Source organism: Trueperella sp. LYQ141 (assembly GCF_046599555.1).
Taxonomy (GTDB): Bacteria; Actinomycetota; Actinomycetes; order Actinomycetales; family Actinomycetaceae; genus Trueperella.
Genome location: NZ_JBKIWQ010000010.1, coordinates 98,939 through 117,159 on the forward strand (window position 1 = coordinate 98,939; position 18,221 = coordinate 117,159).

Genomic DNA, 18,221 nt, shown 5'->3' on the forward strand with positions numbered 1-18,221 from the left:
GCTGTTAGTCTATCGCGCTACCCCGTAACAGTGATATTGCACTTCTATCCCGACGTAACACCAGCACTGCCGCACCAATAATAATGAGCGCTCCGGCAAAAGCCCCCATAATCGCAGACGTTACCGTGCTACCAGCTAGCGTTAATATCTGATCGCTCACCCACCACGCAATCACACTAGCCACGATAACCACAGGAATTACCCGCGTTACTAGCCTGGCTACCCCAGCTAATGCCGCCTTGCCAAGCTGCCTGTACAGATGCCATAACATTGCGGCTGCCCCTAGGGTCATTCCCACCGATAAGGCGCCTCCCAGCCCAATGAGCACCGGAACCCGCCCGTGAATATGCGCAATATGAACAATTAGACCACCCAGCACGACGCTGAGCCATCCGATCGTATTGGCAATAACAACTCGTCGCGGCGCATGCGCCGCATAACACACTCGCGCCCCGTGATAAAGCAAACAGTATCCCAGCAATGCGGGAGCCATCGCACGCAAGGCAGTATCTAGCCCTAACATCGGCTGCCCCAGCTCAATCACAACTTGCGCAGGCTTGGCCAAAGCAAAGAGCAATCCCGCAGCCGTTATTCCCGCAATCAGTATCAACCGAGTAGAACGCGCCGTCAGCTCCGCCATACGCTGCACATCTGAACAGCGCGCAATTCGCGGAAAAACCACCGTCGCAATAGGAACAGCCAACACTGCATACGGCACGAGAAACACCGCAAAAGCGTAATTCCATACAGCGTATGCCCCCGTCCCGCCATTAGCATTCGCCGTCACCATCATCACCACAATGGCAATCTGTTGGGCCATAATCGCGGCCAGGCCAGCGCCCGCAAGATGAATCGTTGCGCGTCCCGCTCCCTCAGGAAAACTCAAGGTCGGTCGCAAACAAACAAAGCGGCGCACCACGATCCACTGTGGTAGCGCAAAAAGCACGACACCGCCCGTCGTTCCCCACCCTAATAACGCCACCTGCGACCAGGATAAATCAGCCGGATCAATAAACGTCGGAGTACATAAGGAATAGCCGATAAAAGTTGCTGTTACCGCGCATGATGACAGCAGCGGGCATAACGCCGGAAGCAGGAAATGCTGATAGGTATGGGATATGCCAGTGAAAACGACGGACAGCCCGTACAGCGGAATCTGCACAGCAAATACCCGCAAAAGATTCGTCGCTAACTGGTGAACACTCGGATCAGCGGCCGGAATAACTACTGAAATTATTGGTGCGGCAGCCACGGCGACAATCACAGCCAGAGGAATACCCGCGAGCAGCACCCAGGTTGCCATCGCTGAAGCAGCCCGATTCAGTCGCTGCTGCGACTCTGATTCATCCCCCATATAATGAGTCGGATGAGCGAGATAGCGCGACAAGACCGGAATAACAGCTCCGGCAAGAGCACCCCCAGCAGCCACCTCAAATAGCACATTCGGCACGGTATTGGCCGTATCGTATGCGGTGGCAACCAGCGAATCCGACATAGCCCAAGATTGAGCGAGTTTACGCAGCAGACCAAAAAACCGCGAAAGCAAGGTCAAAGCCGAAACGATGCCTGCCGCTCCGATCACGACCTTACGCATAGCGAGCTACCGCCCAAGCATGTCGAATTCCCGCAAAACGGGAGTCGATTCAATCAACTGAGAAAAAGACACCCGCTCTGCAGCAACGTTGACTCCTAACAAGGCAGCTAAGGTCACGCAACGCACTGGCAGGGAACTGCGGGTCCATCCCATTCCTAGCTGCGCCCCAAGCACATTCGCCCCTAAATCGCCAAGCATGGTCCGTCCGAGGAGGTCTTCACCAATCCCTGCCGCCGCTGCCACCGCAGCATCCCGACCAACCTGCCCTCCCGTGGGCACACCAAGCAAAATAGCAACTTTGCGTGCGCGCCCCGGGCGCAGATCAAGAAGATTAAACGTATTAGCACTCAGCGCAATAATGGCGGTATTAACCAGCCCAGAGGCAAATCGAACGCGAAGATCACGTGCTCCGTTAGGCCTATTTGAGCCAGATAGACCACAGACCTCCAGCCAGGCAGCACTCATCATTGCCCCCGTGCCAATAATCGCAATCTTCGCCGCTCCCGAACTAAGCTGACCTCGGCGAAGTGCCCCGAGGTGCCCCCGAAACCCTTTACCATGCGCCGGAAAGCGATCCTCACAATGGTCGTCAATATACCCTGCCAAACCGGCACTCCCCGTCGCTAACAAACACGCAGCGCGGTATCTCGGCTGAGCAAAACTGCCCGCACAATTGGCAGCAGTCACGCCGGCAAGTAAATCAAGCCCACCGCTTAAACAGACCTGTTTACCGGAATACGACTTCCGTTTCCAGCTCGTTAAATCACGACGATCACATACGGCACGGGCAATCCGTGAGCCAAGAACACCAGCGAGAGCGGGGATCATGAGCCACTCGTTGCCGGATTCTCTGCCGTCGGCGCCGGAGCAGGCGCGGGAGCTGGCTGCGGCTCTGGTTGTTTATCTGCCGGCTGTGGCGCTGCCTTCACTAAGGGGCGAGGAGCGATGACGTCCTGCGCGCTACCATCAAAGCCAACGTGCACAACTGAGTTATTGAGCTCAGCCTGTACCGCGAGGACACAGTTGATAGCGCCAATTGCAGATTCGATGGTATCCACTGTCGAAACATCAGCATTGGATTCATTCAACGACCGGACGATATCTCCATCGTTTTGCATCGGACCAGCGATAACCGTCGGCCCATGATTGCTTAACTCAGCACTGAGCGCGGTAAAAGTTGTCGCATCGTATTCCGCCTGGGCCTTTTCATCTGCGTCAAGGCTGCTCCCATTTGGCTTAACAGAAGCAGTAAGAACAACCACCGCATCCGACTTTGCTTCTAACCCATCAATGGAGAGCATCGGCGAATCCGTGCCAGTCATCAATCCTGCGAGCGTTTCATTGGCGTTGCGCCCGCCACGGGCAAGCTGATCTAACGCCAGGGCTAAAATCGTATTGGTATCGGAGACGTTTGCGGCACTCGTGACGTAGGACTTGATTTGGTCGGCAAAAGAAGAACGGAATGTCGTCTGTCGTGCTAGCGTCCAGGATTCTTGCACATTCGCTTTGCCGGTCACGGTAGCTCCCGCCTCAGACAACCGATCAGATACGGCAGTGATGACGGAATCGTTCACCCCTGGCAATACCACAATCGCCACGGCACGACCTTTTAACACGTCATTCATCAGCTCCGATGCTAACTCGTCAAATACCCGATCATGGGCCTCATTAACGGATTGCAGTTCAGCATTCGTCGCCTTGAGCTTCTCATTATTTACCCGCAGATCGCTGACCTGACCTTGTAGCACATTGCCGATAGAATTTTGCAACGGGCCAGCCCCGAGAATCACACCGATCGCCAACGCAAAAAAGACGGAGATCAGAGAAACTAAGTGATATCGAAAATCAACCACAGTGTGCCCACCTAAAACAGATTCTTGAACCAGAAGACGAAATCTGACCACCACACGTGAAGCAGATCGAAAGTAATTCGACCAACCTGTGTAGCAGCTAACGCAGCAATAATTGCCGTCAAACCCGCCACCAACAACAGTGCAATTTGCCAGTTAGAAATGCGAGAGCGATACAAGCGCGATACGCCCTTCGCATCGACAAGTTTTGACCCGACAGCTAGCCGCGTCAGGAACGTCGAAGCCATCCCGCGTCGGCCTTTATCTAAGAAATCCATCAGGTTCGAGTGTGTACCTACTGCCACAATCATCGATGCGCCTTTCGCATCGGCTAGCAGCATAGCAATATCTTCCGAGGTTCCCGTCGCCGGGAAAATATGGTGCTCTACGCCGAGATCCTCCACGCGTTTACGCCCCGGGGCGGTCCCATCTCGATATGCATGGATCACAACCTCCGCTCCCGAACGCAGAGCGTCATCCGAAACCGAATCCATATCGCCAATCACCATGTCGAGATCGTATCCGGCCTCTAAAATTGCGTCGGCGCCTCCGTCCACCCCGATCATTAAGGGGCGATATTCGCGAATATACGGGCGCAGGGTATCCAGATCTTCTTTATATCGATACCCGCGAACAACGACGAGCGCATGGCGACCCTCAAAACGGGTTGAGACATCTGGCATACCAGAGCCATCAAGAATCAGCCCCTGTTCCCGTTCTAAGTACTCCATCGTATTGTTGGCAAAGGCCTTAAGTTGCACTGCCATTCCGGTCCGAGCAGCCTCCTGATCTCGGGCAACGGTTTGCGCAGTTTGAACTTGCCCATGAGAGATCAACGAATCGCCACTGTAGACTTCTCCCTCCGGAGTAACTCGTATCTCCCTGCCATCGCGCAAATCCATGATTTCCGAGCCAAGGTTATCAATGAGTGGAATGCCTGCCTCTACCAGAATTTGCGGGCCAAGGTTGGGATAGCGCCCCGACGTGGACTGGGCAGCGTTTAGAACTGCCGCGGGGCGACGCTCCACAAGCCCCTCTGCAGCAATACGATCCATGTCCTCGTGATCGATAACGGCAATATCGCCCGCTTGGAGACGCTTAACAAGATGCTTGGTGCGAGAACCTATCCGCGCTGTGCCACGCAGATCGCCGGTTGCTGGTTCGTCGCTTTTACGCCTACGAATGAATGCCATTCCATCATCATGGCATATTCGCGGCCTGAAGTAACTCAACGGCATGAGTGAGTGCGGCCTCAGATTCACTATGCCCCGAAAGCATCCGGGCAAGCTCCGCATGGCGTTCCTCATCACGCACGACGCGCACATCAGTACGTGCAGTATGCCCATCAGAGTGTTTCAGGACCACAATATGACAGTTTGCATCCGCTGCCACTTGAGCCAAATGGGTGACGGTAAGCACCTGGGCATGACGACCAATACGCGCTAATCGATGCCCGACTTCAAGTGCTGTTTTCCCGCCAATACCAGCGTCTACTTCATCAAAAATAAAGGTGTGATCTGGGCGCGGATCCGCATTAAGCGTGACCTCCAATGCCAGCATGATGCGTGACATTTCACCACCTGATGCTGCTGTATCCAATGGGAGCGGTCGCGCTCCCGCATGGGCGCTCAAATGAAAGACCACAGTATCGCATCCATGCTGCGCTGGAGTTTCCCGTTCCGTCATCTCAACAATAAATGTGGCATCTTTCATGGCTAGCTGATGCAGCTCTAGGGTCACCTGTTCTGCCAAACGATCTGCTGCCGCACGGCGAATCTTCGTCAGTTGCCTACCTACAGCTAACATATGATCGTTTGCTTGCTCATATTCGCCTTCGAGCTGGGCGAGATGTTCCTCCGGCAGACTCAAGGCTTCACGTCGCTGCTCAGCTATCTGACGTTGATGAATAATTTCATCTATTGACATGCCCAGCTCTCGCTGTAACGCTCTGAGTTGGGATCTGCGCTGATGAATCCGATTTAGCTCCTCCGGGTCGGCATCGATAGTAAGGAGTTGCGTGGCGATCCGCTGCGAAATATCTGCCAGTATTCCTTCTACCTCAGCGATTTCCGCCGCCATGTCACTTATATCTGTATTAATATCAGGTAACGACGTTAATAGCTGACGTACCTGCCCGACCAGGCTTACCGCTCCGGCATATTCATCGCCACCGTCTAAAGCCTCGGAAGATTGTGCTAAGGCCACGCGGAGTTCTTCGCTATGCTCAAGGCGAAGAATGCGACTGTGTAGTTCATCTTCTTCCCCAGCAAGCGGCTCAACCTCATCAACGCGAGCAATAAGAGCTTCCAACGCAAGACGCTCGGCCCCAGCCTGGCGCATTGCAGAACGAAACTCCTCACATTGCCGTTGCGCCTGCTCACGCCGCTGCCAAGCGAGAGAATATTGCGCAGCCACCTGCGCTAATTCTTCACCACCAAAACGATCAAGGGCTCTGCGCTGTTGGGCTTCGCTGCGGAGTTTAATCTGATCTGCCTGACCATGTACCGTCACCAGATATTGTGCAATATCAGTTAAAACTGCCATAGGAACCGCACGCCCGCCAGCATACGCGCGCGAACGCCCCGACGCCGGAATATGGCGAGCGAGAATCACCGCGACCTGATCCCCGTCAGCCTCATCCACCTGCCCGCCGGCCTCACGCACAATATCCACCACTGGGGAATCCGCTGCAACCAGAAACGTTGCCTCAACAACAGCCTCGGAGGCCCCCGCACGCACGAGAGTCGCTTCCGCTTTGCCTCCCATCAGCAAAGAAAGCGAGGTCAACGCCATGGTTTTCCCCGCGCCGGTTTCTCCAGTAATGGCGTTCATTCCGGAATCGAAGCGAACATTAGCTGTTTCGATGACTCCCAGGTTATAAATATCGAGCTGCTCAATCATTCGTCGTTCTCTTCATACATCACATTTGTTCGCCACCCATTGACTGGTAGATGAAATTTCCGTACCAGGCGACCAGAAAATGGGGAATCATTTAACCGAGCTAAGCGCACCGGATGCGCGCCTTTAACAGCAGTAATACGTGATCCAGCAGGAGCTGCGATTGAACGACGCCCATCACACCACACAACCGCGTCCTCACTGCGAATACCTACCTCTAACGTGGAATCCTTTGATACCACTAGCGGACGGGCAAATAAGGCATGCGCAGCAATTGGAGTTAATAACAGAGCCTGCACATCTGGCCAAACAATCGGGCCACCAGCCGAGAAACTGTATGCCGTAGAGCCCGTCGGAGTGGAAAGTAAGACGGTATCTGCTTTGAAGGACGATAAACCACGACCGTCTACCCCAATATCGGCTTCCAACATGCGCGCATACGGACCTTTTTCAACAGATGCCTCGTTCAACGCCCAGTCGTGATGGACTGTTCCATCCGGTTCAGTCACCGTAATATCAATGGTCAACCGCGAATCGACAGACCAGCGCCCCTCTACGATGGCGGATACGACGTCAAGAAGCGACGAGGGTTCAGCTTCCGCCAAAAAACCCACGTGCCCAAAATTGATACCCAAAATGGGTATTTCATCGAGACGGGCAAGTTCTGCCGCACGTAAGATCGTGCCGTCACCACCAATGACTAAGATCAGGTCGATATGCGTCAGATCAGTTGCCTCATCAATAATGCATACGTGTGCGCCGGCCTGTTGCAGACGTTGAGCAGCAGTATCAGCAGAAGCGATGACGTCTTCGCGCGTCTCATGGGTGAGGATACCGACACTGACACTCATTTGCTCCTCCTTCACTCACAGTTCCATCGTATCCAGTTCAGCGCTTGGGCCTGCTGGACCTGATCGTACTGCGGTTTTAATGGCCGCTAAGAGGTTATCCCCAATGTCACGGTCCGCGTCACCGCCTGCTTTCATATGCAAAAAGTATTCTACATTTCCCTTAGGCCCAGGTAACGGCGAGGCCGCAACCGCACAAATCGTCAGCCCTGCTTCTTGAGCTGATCGCGCAACCCGATACACCGTTTCCACGTGGTGGCACACGTTACGCACGACGCCGCCTGCTCCTAACCGCTCCTTGCCGATCTCAAATTGCGGTTTAACCATCAGCAAAAAATCGGCGCTCTCGCTGGCACATCGCACGAGCGCAGGAATAACGAGAGTTAAGGAGATAAAAGACAGATCCCCCACCACTAAATCCGGAGCTGGAGCAACATCCGCCGGTTCTAAGGTGCGCACATTAGTTCGCTCACGCACACACACCCTCGGATCTTCGCGTAACCGCCAAGCGAGCTGACCATAGCCCACATCTACTGCCACAACTTCCCGAGCACCACGGCGCAAAAGCACATCCGTAAAACCGCCGGTGCTGGCACCAGCGTCCAATGCTCGTACCCCGCGAATCTGCGGTGCATTCTCGCCAAGCGCTTCGAGCGCACCTAACAGTTTGTAAGCCCCGCGTGAAGCATATTCAACCCGATCAGCATCGGATACCACAAGAGCTTGATCTTTTGTCATTTGGCGGGCCGGCTTCGTGACGAGCGTCCCGTCTAACGTGACCCGTCCAGCAGTGATCATCTCCTGCGCTTCAGTACGCGAACGAGCCATACCTCGTCGAACAAGCTCTGCGTCTACGCGAATAAAGTTTGCCATTGCCGCTTCGTTCTTTTTCTTTCAGTGCTAGCTACCGGATACCGCTGAGACGATTCGATAACTCGTGATGAATCTGCTCCAAAGTAGCAATCTGCTCATCAATACTGGCATCTTCCAGCTCAGCTAACAATGATGAAACATCACACGTCTGCCGATATTGTGCTGGCGGCATCGGAACGGGGCGAGCCGATGCTCCTTGCCCTGATTGCTGCGATATGCCATTACCCGACGTATCCGTTTGCACACGCGCGCCCACATGCCCCGACGAGAGATCCCCAGCCGGTGCTTGACTGCGCACGGGTTTTGCCGGGCTTGCCGTCGGCCGATGACGACGACGCTTACTGCTCATCACGCACCACCTCACATTGCGGTATCTGGCTCATCTCCACCGCTTCACCGCGGTCATAGAGTGCCCAGAATGCCGCGCTCAAAGCACGGTAATCATTGAGCGTTATCTGGTAATGCCCACACTGCACGGTAAAAGGCACACCGTTGAGAAGAATCTGTGCCGCATCATTTTCCACTACCGACGCGCCACAGCACCACCGCCGCGTTCCACAGATCACTTCAGGAGCTGGACGATTCACGTCAGATAAATCAATCCCCAGATACGATGGACGATATTCCGGTGGTGCGCACAGCACATCGCGAGCGCTTACCACTCCTGTTAGTACGTGTAACGAAGCGAATCCTGCTGCATTGGCACCGGCAATATCTGTATCCAAGCGATCACCAACGCATAGCGGATTGCGCGCGCCAGTTTCTTCCATGGCAAGAACATACATATCCGGTGCTGGCTTTCCAGATGATAGTGGCTGGACCCCAGTTGCGCAGACCACTGCTGCCACCATCGCCCCATTACCTAGCATGTTCCCACGATCTTGCGGGGTGGTGGCATCGAGGTTTGTGGCAATGTACTGTGCTCCAGCTTGGATTGCCAAAGCTGCCTCGGATAGCTCACGGTAGGATATGTCGGCGCTGAGTCCGTGGATTACGGCTTCGGGGTGTTCGTCTGCAGATGTGACGACGCGCAGATCTGTTTGGGCTAGTTCAGCAAATAGGCCTTCTGTTCCTAGGGCCAGGACTTTAGCGCCTGGAGGCACATGTTGGCAGAGCTGACGGACTGCGGTGCGTGAGGAGGTGTATATCTCGTGGGGATGGGCAGGAATACCGTGCTCAGTGAGTTTGTCGGCTACTGCCTGTGCCGTTCGTGTGGAATTGTTCGTCAAAAAAGCAGTACGCATTCCAGCGTGACGCGCCAGCGCAATGCCCTGAGCTGCATACGGCACTGATTGCGATCCCCGATAACATACACCGTCTAAATCGAGTAAGAGATAGTCGTGCATGCTACTCAGCGGCTTCTCACTCGATAATAGCGTCGCCATTGTTGTCAATCCTCGCTGTTGTTAGTCCTCGTCATCCTCACGAGTGCGATCGACGTAAGCGTCAAGACCATCGAGATCGCTGAGCTCATCTAGGTCAGTTGTATCTTCACGATCGCCACCAATGCCGCGGTCGGTGCGCCCATGATGGTCGTTTTCATCGCTATCGTCAGCACTGTACTCATCGAATAATTCTGGATCTATCTCGGGGATAGCCGTATCCTTTTCGTCGGTTAACTCTGCGTCTTCCTCGTCAGCATTTACATCTTCGCCTTCGTCATCATCGCCCAGATTCGCACGCTCATCGGTTAGGCTCGCATATTTTTCCTGGCGGCTATCCGCGTTATCTGCGTTTCCCTCTGGCTCGTCTGCATATTCAGGATCAGCGTCAGCTCCGGTTTCTTTGCCACCAGCTCGCTCATTTTCTTCAGCTACGACGTAGTCCTCATCCAGTCCGTCAATCTCCGAGAAATCCGCTGTGTCAATAGCGTCTGCCCATAGGTCGTGCGGATCGGATTCCCGATCGGATTCGCCCTCTTGCAGTCCCTCATTATCAGTATTAGATCCAACCGTCTGCACACTATGAGTTGCCGAGGTATCTACCAAATCATCGAGTACGTCGTCGAGATCAATCATCATATCCCCACCGACATCGCAATACACTGGCTCCCACTGTTCGCGCAATGCAGCCGCTTCCTCCGTTCGACCACATTCTTCTAGTCGATCTGCCTTAATGAGTTGCACGCGCGCCGCTAATTCCCGAGGGAGTTGGTCAATAATAATTTTCTCTACTACCCGTAAGCCGCCTTCACTATCTCCGATGTCAGCGCGCGCCCCCGAGGTCACTAATGCAAGTTCGATCTGTGCCTGCGGTTCGAGTCGATTAAGGGCAATACCTTCAATAAAACGCAAGGCTTTCTCCGAACGCCCTAGACCGCGTTCCGCATCCGCTTCAATCGCCACATGCGTATAGTCGTCACTCATTCGACGATAGGTACGCAGTTCGCGGAGTGCTTCCGAGTAGCGTTCCGTGGCATAAGCCGTTAACCCTAACGCTTCCCGCACAATATCAATGCGCGCCGCACGCCCGTATGCGGCTCGGGCATGCTGATAGGCAACCTCTGGATCAATATCGAGCATTTCACCGGCATAAGCGAGGTGCCGCGCAACATAATCGGCATTATCGCGGTTCAAAGAACGTAAATGTTTCCGGGCTGCCCCATCCAAGGATTCCGGGGTAATTGACGGTGGAATATCGGCTATTGAAGCCCCTATCTCCTTTTGTTCCCGCTGCGGAGAGCGCCCAGGACGCGGACGATCGGCGTATCTGCGATCTTCATCGCGCCCATGCTCGGCACGGAAACGGTAATCCGAGGCCGCTCCCTCATAATTTTCTCGTCCCACACCGTATTCTTCGGGCATTTCCCGTTGCATATCGCGGGATTGACGCCGCTCGTCAAAGCGTTGATTAAAGCGAGATTCACCGCCCGAACGTGAGCCGCTCCAACGCCTGTCAGAGAACGAATCCGCTGACCGACGAGAATCCTCATACCGGCGAGAACCTCGGTTTCCCTCGCGATATTCCACTCGGTATCCGTCATGACGCTCGGTTTCTCGGGATCTAACATGCGCATTTTCATAACGGTCATATCGATTCTCACCATAGCGAGATTGCCCTCGACGCGAGTCAAAACGCTGTGTGCGTTCCCCGCTGCCACGCTTCGTATTATCCTCACGCGCCCACTGGCGTTTCCCGTCCGAATACGCATTATGCGAGCGACGATCGTCTCGATCCCAGTTATGAGTGCGACCATGCCAGGAATCCCGTTGCGTAGCAGAATCTCGCCCACTGCCTGCATAGCGCTTGCGGCCGTCTGCGTCGGACCACTGGTTACCACGATATTCTCGCCGCGTATCCCGATCCGAGAAACGTCGATTCTCTGAACGCTCACCATCGCGCTCACGCGACCAACGCCGTTCGCCGCCATCCGTGTTTTCCCAGCGCCGATAACCACCAGAAGCAGCACGGGCAGACGACCCATATCCACGACGCCCATTCCCTCGACGTTCATAACTGCCGTATGACTTTCCATCCCGACCTTGGCCTTCTCGGGCGTAGCCATTTCGCTCTGAACCTTCCCGAGAGTAGCGGGCTTCACCGCGCCCCGCCGTTCGGTCATCATTGCGACGAGCAGCACCGCGGCCATCGCGGGACCACCCATCTGCATGGGAAGCAAAGCGTTGCGAACGACCACGACGGGAGGAACCACCATCGCGTGCGGCCGGTTGCCAACCGGAGGATTTCTTCTGCGGGCGCCCAGAACGATCGTTATATTCTCTATCAGACATGACATCCTCACGGTTCAGTTATCAAACAGCGCCACTCGGGATTCCCGAGGATACGGCGTACCTACCTAGAATACCGGAATGTATTGCCTAGCTGAGCGTGCTGTTAGCGACAACTCAACTAAAGCAACGATACGAACGTTATTCTCTGGCATGATCCCGTAATATTCCTGCAATATGCCAACGAGTGAACCCCATAGCATCTGTTCTCCTCTGCTCATCCATAGTTTTCTGCCATATAGTGCTACCAGTGGCGCCGCATAGCGATTACCGTATATGGACTGTCTAGGTGGACACACAGGAAATCACTCCTCCAAGGAGTTCTCTTTTCCTAATTCTTCCCCAGGCACTTGCTATCTACACATTTTCAGTTTCCGGTACAGCGTAGACACTTTGGCGCATGCCGCGTCAGCGAAATTCCCCCCCCCCATAGAAACGTGTGATAACACCTATATTCACACCAAAAAATCCTGATAACAACGATTCCATAAAGATTAGAAAAGCGATCGCATACTTGAATATACGCCTTATATATATAAAAGGTATTGCGGATCTACTTCTCACATTCTATTATTATGGTAACGATTCCATAAGAATTGTTTTACGGCACCGTCGTCTAAGGAGAACAACCCATGAATAATCTCCCGAAAATGACCAGCCAAACTCAACAACACAGTCCTTTCTCTTTGATGTGGCAATTCGCCACAGACCCAGAACAAAACACACTATGGTCTGCAGATTCCGCAATAGAATCCTGGTTAGCCACCGAACGAGGTCTAGCACTAGCTCAAGGAGAGCTAGGAATTATTGATCCAGACACGGCGCAACACATCGCACGCGCAGCAGTATTAGAAAATATTGACCGAGACGAGCTATGGAAAGTCGGTAAAAACGTCGGCTACCCCATCCTTGGGTTAGTTCGTCAAATTTCTGCGCATCTACCCGAAGGTCCAAACGGGCGCGTCCACTACGGGGCAACAACGCAAGACATCATGGATACAGGTCTGGCGCTACAAATGAGCCGTTCCGTCGAATACCTTGACCATCAACTGCAACGCTTCGGCGATGCGCTAGCAACACATGCCCGCCAACACGCACACTCGATCATGCCGGGGCGCACACACGCCCAACAAGCCGTTCCCACCACCTTCGGCGCAACACTAGCAACGCTCCTCGATCAGGTACGCCGCCAACGCGAACGGCTCCCTGCCACACATCAACGAGTTCGCGTCATATCCCTATTTGGCGCAGGCGGAACCAATGCCGCTCAAGGGAAAAATCACCTGAGATTCGCGCCCACCTTGCCCGCATACTCCGATTAACGGATCCCGTCATCCCGTGGCATACCGACCGTGATGTTCTTGCCGAATTCGGCTGGACATGCGCCACCTTGACTGGAACATTAGCTAAATTTGGCCGGAACATCGTCGATTTATCCTGGAGGGAAATCGGTGAAGTATTTGAACCCTACAATCCACACCGGGGTGCCTCGTCCACAATGCCACAGAAAGTCAATCCCATATCCTCCGAACTAATGATCGGAGTGGCAGCCTGCGCTGGCGCAATGGCGTCATCTCTGGTGCGGATGCAAGAAGCAGGGCACGAACGAGCAGCCGGAGAATGGCAAGCCGAATGGCTCATCATCCCACAATTAGGCTGCCTGGCTAGTTCTGGACTGTTTGCTGCCAACGAAGCTGCTGCAGGACTCCGAGTAGATACCGAACGGATGATACAAAATCTGACGCTCGATGGCGGCCTCATTATGGCTGAAGCACAGATGATCCAACTAGCAGCCGCAATGGGGCGAGAAAATGCTCACGATTTAGTCTACGAAGCTGCCACCCGAGCACGCCTGAGCGGGCGAATCCTCGCCGATGTTCTCCCTGAAGTCGCACGCGAACAAGGAAAAGATCACTTATTACCAGATCCGCTCGTCACCGCCCAAGATTACATCGGCGAAGCAGAACTCATGGTTGGCGCTGCAATTGACCGCTGGAACGACACCCAGTGCCTCGATCTCTCTCCCGCTCTCCACACCTTAGCCTCAGCAGCTAACTAACCTGCCAGCTCACAGCAACAGGAGAAAATGAACATGTCTCACACTCCACGGCGCGATCCCAGGAAAGAGCGCGCAGCTAAAACATCTGCTGAGCACACACATAGTGTCGGGGCAACCGTATCGCAACGGCTATGGCGTTACCTCGTTCCGATTGCTGCCGGATTCCTCATCTGGCTCATCCCCCATCCGGCAGCGAGCACGTCACATGCCTGGACGATGTTTGCGGTATTCAGCGCCACTATTATCGCTATTATTACCAAACCTATGCCGATGGGAGCGGTATCTGTTATCGGCATGCTCGTGGGCGCACTCATCGGAGTCACCCCGTTAAGCGCAACAGAAAACGCAAAAGTCACTGCACTGTCCGGCTTTGGCAACTCCACAATTTGGCTTATCGTCACTGCTTTCCTGATTTCACGGAGCTTTATCAAAACGGGTCTTGGCAGACGCATAGCCTTATGGTTTGTCTCAAAAATCGGTGGCCACATGCTTGGCGTCTCCTACGGCTTAGCACTCGCCGATTTAGTCATGTCCCCCGCTATTCCATCTGCCACTGCTCGCGGAGCTGGCATCATGTATCCCATCATGCGTTCTGTCGCTGAAACCTACGATTCCCAACCAGGGCCAACTGCCCGTCGCGCCGGAGCATTTCTCGCCATTAACGTCGGGCAAGTAAACGCGATTACCTGCGCAATGTTCCTCACTTCTATGGCCGGCAATCCTCTCATTGCCGCCCTTGCAGCAGATTCCGCAGGCGTGAGTCTCACCTGGAGCAATGGGCATTAGCCTCTATCGTTCCAGGAGTAGCAGCATTATTAGTCGTTCCCTACGTCGTCTACCGCGTATATCCACCGGAGCTAAAACGCACTCCAGAAGTCGTGGAAATGGCAAAAGCTGAACTTAAGAGAATCGGGCGGATAACTCGCGACGAGATCATTATGGCAGGCACTTTCGTTCTGCTGCTCTTCTTGTGGACCGTCGCAGATGCTTTGTGGGCGCTGCCAGCAACCACAGCCGGATTCATCGGACTAGCCGTTTTAATTCTTACTAACGTCTTAACCTGGGATGACGTCATTAGCGAAAAATCTGCCTGGGATACGATGATCTGGTTTGCCATTCTCGTCATGATGGCAAACGCGCTGTCAGCTTTCGGCCCATGGCGTGGGTGTCGAAATATATTGCTGGATCTGTCAGCGGAATGCACTGGATTGTAGGGTTCATCATCCTGACTTTGTTCTACTTCTATTCGCATTACTTCTTCGCTTCAGCAACAGCACACATCACAGCTATGTATGCGGCTTTCCTCGGAGCTGCCATCGCTATCGGTACTCCGCCCTTGATGGCTGCCCTTGTCCTAGCATTCATTTCCAATCTCTTCACATCCTTGACGCAGTACTCTGGCGGAGCCTCGCCAGGTCTGTTTGGATCTGGTTACAATACTGTTTCACAATGGTGGCGCGTGAGCTTCATAGCCTCTATCGCGTCAATTGCAGTGTGGATGGGCATCGGAAGTGCCTGGATGAAGGTGATTGGATTATGGTGACGTCCTCGTCTCAACCGGAATTTCAGGGGATCATCCCGTACCTCGTCTCGCCATTAACTGCAGAAAATGAGGTCAACGAAACGGTATTGCGGCAACTTGTCTCATATCTGATTGAATGTGGCGTCCACGGGTTATCTCCACTGGGATCGACGGGCGAAGTCATGTACCTCACTCAGGAGCAGCGTGAACGTATCGTTGCAATCACGGTTGATGAGGCTGCCGGACGAGTCCCCGTCATTCCTGGTATCGCCGCCTTCTCTTGCCATGACGCAGCAACTCAAGCGCAACGGATGGCAGCATTAGGTGCCAACGGATTAGTCGCCATTCAACAACATTATTTTCCTGTTTCTGCCAGCGGAATCGAACAGTTTTTCACGGCAATTGCTACCGCAACAGATCTTCCAGTAGTGCTATATACTAACCCTCGACTCAATGGAGGAATTCCGATAGATGTTGTGTGCCGACTCGCCGAACTACCAACGATTCAATATATGAAAGACGCCTCTGGAGTAACGGGATATCAATTGAGTATCTCTAACCGGCTCGGAGATAGGATAAAGTTCTTCTCTGCTTCGGCACATATCCCAGCAAGCGTTATGGAGCTAGGCGGCGTTGGGTGGATGGCTGGTCCAGCTTGCGTCGTTCCACAGGCGGCGATCGCTCTGTGGGATACCTATCAGCAGGGAGATCACAATAGGTTATGGCAGTTACAACGTGCTCTATGGCCTATTAATGAACTATTCCAAAAGTATTCCTTAGCTGCGCTCATCAAAGCAGCATTATCCATCCGAGGCTTTGACGTAGGTGCCCCCATTCCTCCGCTTTCTCCCATACCAGAAAATGCATGGGACGAATGCCGTACTGCTCTCGCTCACGCTGACCAGAGCCTAACCTGAGCGCAGGCGAGATACCCCTGTTCCTCTCCAAAGGACGCTGTTCATTGTAAGATCGGTACCAGTACAGATCTTATAAGGGAAGGCGCAACGTGGGTCAGGATCATAATGAATCTCGTTCTGGCCCACGCGCTCGCCCATTATTGCGCGATGTTGCTTCACTGGCACGAGTTGGAACAGGGACCGTCTCGCGGGTACTGAATAACTCTGGGCCCGTAGCCGAAGAAACACGCCAACGTGTGCTTGATGCGGTAACAAAGCTGGGATACCGACCAGATCCTTTCGCTCGTGGTCTGCGCTCTCGATCCACGCGTCTTATCGGGTTAATTCTGCCTGACCTGCTCAATGAGTTTTATGCGCAAGCATCCACTGTCATTGCGGAAAAGCTCGTCCAGGCAGGATTTCAGCTACTGGTATCAACAGCTAATACTCCTCAGCAGGAGCTTGCTGCCTTGGAATCACTCGCCGATATGCATGTTGACGGCATTATCAACGTTCCATCCAGTAATGAGGTTACTCTCCCTGACGATATTCCGATCGTTCAGCTTAACCGTTACTCGATTAATAGCAAGGCTCCTGCTGTACTCTGCGATGAGCAACACGGTTTCTTCGAGCTCATGAATCTTGTGCTACATGCTGGACACCGAGATATTGCTATCGTCATTGGCAATCCACATCATTCAACAACTCGTGAACGCCTTAATGGCATGCGGTTGGCCTGTGCCCCTTTTGGCTTGGTCGTGCCAGAGCAAGGAGGCGTTGAGTCACCGGCAGGACGAGTGCAGGTCTTATGTGGCGAGTATTCCCAACAGTGGGGTGAATCAGCCATTGATGAGATATTCAACGCAGATACGGCTTCCCTAACACAGAAAACCAACTCGCAAATAGAAGGTGGGCATACAGATCACCACCACAGGTGGCAGCCCAGCGTCATCGTTGCCTCCTCACCGCGTATTGCCTCAGGTGTGGTGTGTGCATTATCGCGCCACAATATACGTATCCCTGAGGATATTTCTGTTGTCGCTTATGATGATCCCCAGTGGTATTCCCTGTGGAGTCCGGGCATGACCGCTCTTGTTGCGCCCATGTCTGAGATGGGCGCTTTAGCGGCTGAGCTCCTTCTTAAACGTATTGCCGGTGAGGAAATAGACTCTCGCAACCATTACCTGACAGCGCATATTGAGCGGCGCGGCTCTCTTATAGAACGGAGTTGCCAGCATGATTCTTGAAGAAAATCAGATTCCAGATCAAGAAGAGCTAATAGCGCTTTACGATTCGGTGCGCTGGAGTTCCTATACTGACAATGCAGAATCTTTATTTGCCGGTATTGCCAATTCTCGTTACCTTGTTACTGCGCGTAATGACGAGGGGAAACTTATTGGTCTTGCCCGAATTATTGGCGATGGCTACACAATCGCATATCTGCAAGACATACTTGTTCATCCCGATTATCAGCACTGCGGTATTGGGCTACAACTCATAGAGGCGGTATTTGCACCGTTTCATCACTGTCGCCAACATGTGCTCATCACGGACGCAGAACCGTACCAACGCCGTTTTTATGAATCAGCAGGATTCGTAGAAGCCCGTGACTGGGATAAAGATTCTGGGCAAATTCGCTGTTTTCTGCGATTCAACAATCCCTAATCGTTAACAGCAAGCTTTCTTGTCTTGCCAGATACGATAATCTTGCTAGGTTTTCCTTTTCCACTAGCGATTAGAAAAAGTAATCGTCCCGCTATAGATAAGAAATCATCTCTTCGTATTTATGCACTTATAGGCAGACGGTCCTGTCCACCTAAATAGTCTGTGTGTTTTTGGGTGTGTGTTAGGCGCGGAGAGAAGTGTTTTTTCTCTTCGCGCCTATGTGTTGTTATGTGGTTGTGTGACGGCGGTGTCCTACTCTCCCACACCCTCGCGGGTGCAGTACCATCG

17 protein-coding genes and 2 pseudogenes are annotated in these 18,221 nt (G+C 53.4%); 8 read left to right on the forward strand and 11 right to left on the reverse strand.

Features of this window, described 5'->3' with window-relative positions:
- Positions 1 to 4 precede the first annotated feature (4 nt).
- The 11 genes from murJ to ACLHIJ_RS08000 all read right to left on the reverse strand — a co-directional run bounded on the left by murJ (position 5) and on the right by ACLHIJ_RS08000 (position 11,994).
- On the reverse strand, positions 5 to 1,594 hold the full coding sequence (murJ, locus tag ACLHIJ_RS07950) for a murein biosynthesis integral membrane protein MurJ (RefSeq protein ID WP_411298884.1): 1,590 nt from the start codon (positions 1,592 to 1,594) through the stop codon (positions 5 to 7).
- 6 nt (positions 1,595 to 1,600) lie between these two features.
- The gene (locus tag ACLHIJ_RS07955) at positions 1,601 to 2,422 is read right to left on the reverse strand and encodes a hypothetical protein (protein WP_411298885.1); all 822 of its coding nucleotides are present in this window, start codon (positions 2,420 to 2,422) and stop codon (positions 1,601 to 1,603) included.
- Complete coding sequence (locus tag ACLHIJ_RS07960) at positions 2,419 to 3,447, reverse strand: copper transporter (protein ID WP_411298886.1); 1,029 nt, start codon at positions 3,445 to 3,447, stop codon at positions 2,419 to 2,421. Before ACLHIJ_RS07960 ends, ACLHIJ_RS07955 begins: the two co-directional genes overlap by 4 nt.
- Before the next feature lie 11 nt (positions 3,448 to 3,458).
- Positions 3,459 to 4,637: a putative cytokinetic ring protein SteA gene (gene steA, locus ACLHIJ_RS07965; RefSeq protein ID WP_411298887.1), complete on the reverse strand. Its 1,179-nt coding sequence runs from the start codon at positions 4,635 to 4,637 to the stop codon at positions 3,459 to 3,461.
- 7 nt (positions 4,638 to 4,644) lie between these two features.
- Complete coding sequence (gene recN / locus ACLHIJ_RS07970; protein WP_411296422.1) at positions 4,645 to 6,345, reverse strand: DNA repair protein RecN; 1,701 nt, start codon at positions 6,343 to 6,345, stop codon at positions 4,645 to 4,647.
- The gene (locus tag ACLHIJ_RS07975) at positions 6,342 to 7,193 is read right to left on the reverse strand and encodes an NAD kinase (RefSeq protein ID WP_411296423.1); all 852 of its coding nucleotides are present in this window, start codon (positions 7,191 to 7,193) and stop codon (positions 6,342 to 6,344) included. The genes recN and ACLHIJ_RS07975 overlap by 4 nt, the downstream gene beginning before the upstream one ends.
- A 15-nt stretch (positions 7,194 to 7,208) precedes the next feature.
- Complete coding sequence (locus ACLHIJ_RS07980) at positions 7,209 to 8,063, reverse strand: TlyA family RNA methyltransferase (RefSeq protein ID WP_411298888.1); 855 nt, start codon at positions 8,061 to 8,063, stop codon at positions 7,209 to 7,211.
- Positions 8,064 to 8,094: 31 nt separating this feature from the next.
- Complete coding sequence (locus ACLHIJ_RS07985; protein ID WP_411296425.1) at positions 8,095 to 8,412, reverse strand: hypothetical protein; 318 nt, start codon at positions 8,410 to 8,412, stop codon at positions 8,095 to 8,097.
- The gene (locus ACLHIJ_RS07990; protein ID WP_411296426.1) at positions 8,402 to 9,448 is read right to left on the reverse strand and encodes an HAD-IIA family hydrolase; all 1,047 of its coding nucleotides are present in this window, start codon (positions 9,446 to 9,448) and stop codon (positions 8,402 to 8,404) included. Before ACLHIJ_RS07990 ends, ACLHIJ_RS07985 begins: the two co-directional genes overlap by 11 nt.
- Positions 9,449 to 9,469: 21 nt before the next feature.
- Positions 9,470 to 11,794, reverse strand: a complete 2,325-nt coding sequence (locus ACLHIJ_RS07995) for a hypothetical protein (protein ID WP_411298889.1) — start codon at positions 11,792 to 11,794, stop codon at positions 9,470 to 9,472.
- Positions 11,795 to 11,859: 65 nt separating this feature from the next.
- Complete coding sequence (locus tag ACLHIJ_RS08000) at positions 11,860 to 11,994, reverse strand: hypothetical protein (RefSeq protein WP_411296428.1); 135 nt, start codon at positions 11,992 to 11,994, stop codon at positions 11,860 to 11,862.
- 429 nt (positions 11,995 to 12,423) lie between these two features.
- On the opposite strand from ACLHIJ_RS08000, the gene ACLHIJ_RS08005 reads away from it, so the two are divergent.
- The 8 genes and pseudogenes from ACLHIJ_RS08005 (at position 12,424) to ACLHIJ_RS08040 (ending at position 17,933) form a co-directional block, all read left to right on the forward strand.
- Positions 12,424 to 13,113 carry a lyase family protein gene (locus ACLHIJ_RS08005; protein WP_411296429.1) on the forward strand — a complete coding sequence of 230 codons (690 nt, stop codon included), beginning with the start codon at positions 12,424 to 12,426 and terminating at the stop codon, positions 13,111 to 13,113.
- 11 nt (positions 13,114 to 13,124) lie between these two features.
- Positions 13,125 to 13,283 (forward strand): annotated as a pseudogene (locus ACLHIJ_RS08010) (3-carboxy-cis,cis-muconate cycloisomerase); the annotation flags it as partial.
- Between the two features lie 6 nt (positions 13,284 to 13,289).
- The gene (locus ACLHIJ_RS08015) at positions 13,290 to 13,850 is read left to right on the forward strand and encodes a hypothetical protein (RefSeq protein WP_411298890.1); all 561 of its coding nucleotides are present in this window, start codon (positions 13,290 to 13,292) and stop codon (positions 13,848 to 13,850) included.
- Between the two features lie 33 nt (positions 13,851 to 13,883).
- Positions 13,884 to 15,064: pseudogene (locus tag ACLHIJ_RS08020) on the forward strand (DASS family sodium-coupled anion symporter).
- Positions 15,016 to 15,393, forward strand: a complete 378-nt coding sequence (locus ACLHIJ_RS08025; protein ID WP_411296431.1) for an anion permease — start codon at positions 15,016 to 15,018, stop codon at positions 15,391 to 15,393. The pseudogene ACLHIJ_RS08020 and the gene ACLHIJ_RS08025 overlap by 49 nt, the downstream one beginning before the upstream one ends.
- Entirely contained in the window at positions 15,387 to 16,289 is a 903-nt protein-coding gene (locus ACLHIJ_RS08030) for a dihydrodipicolinate synthase family protein (protein WP_411298891.1), read from the forward strand. The genes ACLHIJ_RS08025 and ACLHIJ_RS08030 overlap by 7 nt, the downstream gene beginning before the upstream one ends.
- Positions 16,290 to 16,378: 89 nt before the next feature.
- A complete protein-coding gene (locus tag ACLHIJ_RS08035; protein WP_411298892.1) occupies positions 16,379 to 17,515 on the forward strand; it encodes a LacI family DNA-binding transcriptional regulator in 1,137 nt (378 codons plus the stop codon).
- A complete protein-coding gene (locus ACLHIJ_RS08040) occupies positions 17,505 to 17,933 on the forward strand; it encodes a GNAT family N-acetyltransferase (protein WP_411298893.1) in 429 nt (142 codons plus the stop codon). Before ACLHIJ_RS08035 ends, ACLHIJ_RS08040 begins: the two co-directional genes overlap by 11 nt.
- Positions 17,934 to 18,221 lie beyond the last annotated feature (288 nt).

What these genes read in the sequence shown, in the direction of transcription:
- murJ (WP_411298884.1), bottom strand. Translation starts at nt 1,594, where the DNA reads ATGCGTAAGGTCGTGATCGGAGCGGCAGGCATCGTTTCGGCTTTGACC.
- ACLHIJ_RS07955 (WP_411298885.1), bottom strand. Translation starts at nt 2,422, where the DNA reads ATGATCCCCGCTCTCGCTGGTGTTCTTGGCTCACGGATTGCCCGTGCC.
- steA (WP_411298887.1), bottom strand. Translation starts at nt 4,637, where the DNA reads ATGGCATTCATTCGTAGGCGTAAAAGCGACGAACCAGCAACCGGCGAT.
- recN (WP_411296422.1), bottom strand. Translation starts at nt 6,345, where the DNA reads ATGATTGAGCAGCTCGATATTTATAACCTGGGAGTCATCGAAACAGCT.
- ACLHIJ_RS07975 (WP_411296423.1), bottom strand. Translation starts at nt 7,193, where the DNA reads ATGAGTGTCAGTGTCGGTATCCTCACCCATGAGACGCGCGAAGACGTC.
- ACLHIJ_RS07980 (WP_411298888.1), bottom strand. Translation starts at nt 8,063, where the DNA reads ATGGCAAACTTTATTCGCGTAGACGCAGAGCTTGTTCGACGAGGTATG.
- ACLHIJ_RS07985 (WP_411296425.1), bottom strand. Translation starts at nt 8,412, where the DNA reads ATGAGCAGTAAGCGTCGTCGTCATCGGCCGACGGCAAGCCCGGCAAAA.
- ACLHIJ_RS07990 (WP_411296426.1), bottom strand. Translation starts at nt 9,448, where the DNA reads ATGGCGACGCTATTATCGAGTGAGAAGCCGCTGAGTAGCATGCACGAC.
- ACLHIJ_RS07995 (WP_411298889.1), bottom strand. Translation starts at nt 11,794, where the DNA reads ATGTCTGATAGAGAATATAACGATCGTTCTGGGCGCCCGCAGAAGAAA.
- ACLHIJ_RS08000 (WP_411296428.1), bottom strand. Translation starts at nt 11,994, where the DNA reads ATGCTATGGGGTTCACTCGTTGGCATATTGCAGGAATATTACGGGATC.
- ACLHIJ_RS08005 (WP_411296429.1), top strand. Translation starts at nt 12,424, where the DNA reads ATGAATAATCTCCCGAAAATGACCAGCCAAACTCAACAACACAGTCCT.
- ACLHIJ_RS08015 (WP_411298890.1), top strand. Translation starts at nt 13,290, where the DNA reads ATGCCACAGAAAGTCAATCCCATATCCTCCGAACTAATGATCGGAGTG.
- ACLHIJ_RS08030 (WP_411298891.1), top strand. Translation starts at nt 15,387, where the DNA reads ATGGTGACGTCCTCGTCTCAACCGGAATTTCAGGGGATCATCCCGTAC.
- ACLHIJ_RS08040 (WP_411298893.1), top strand. Translation starts at nt 17,505, where the DNA reads ATGATTCTTGAAGAAAATCAGATTCCAGATCAAGAAGAGCTAATAGCG.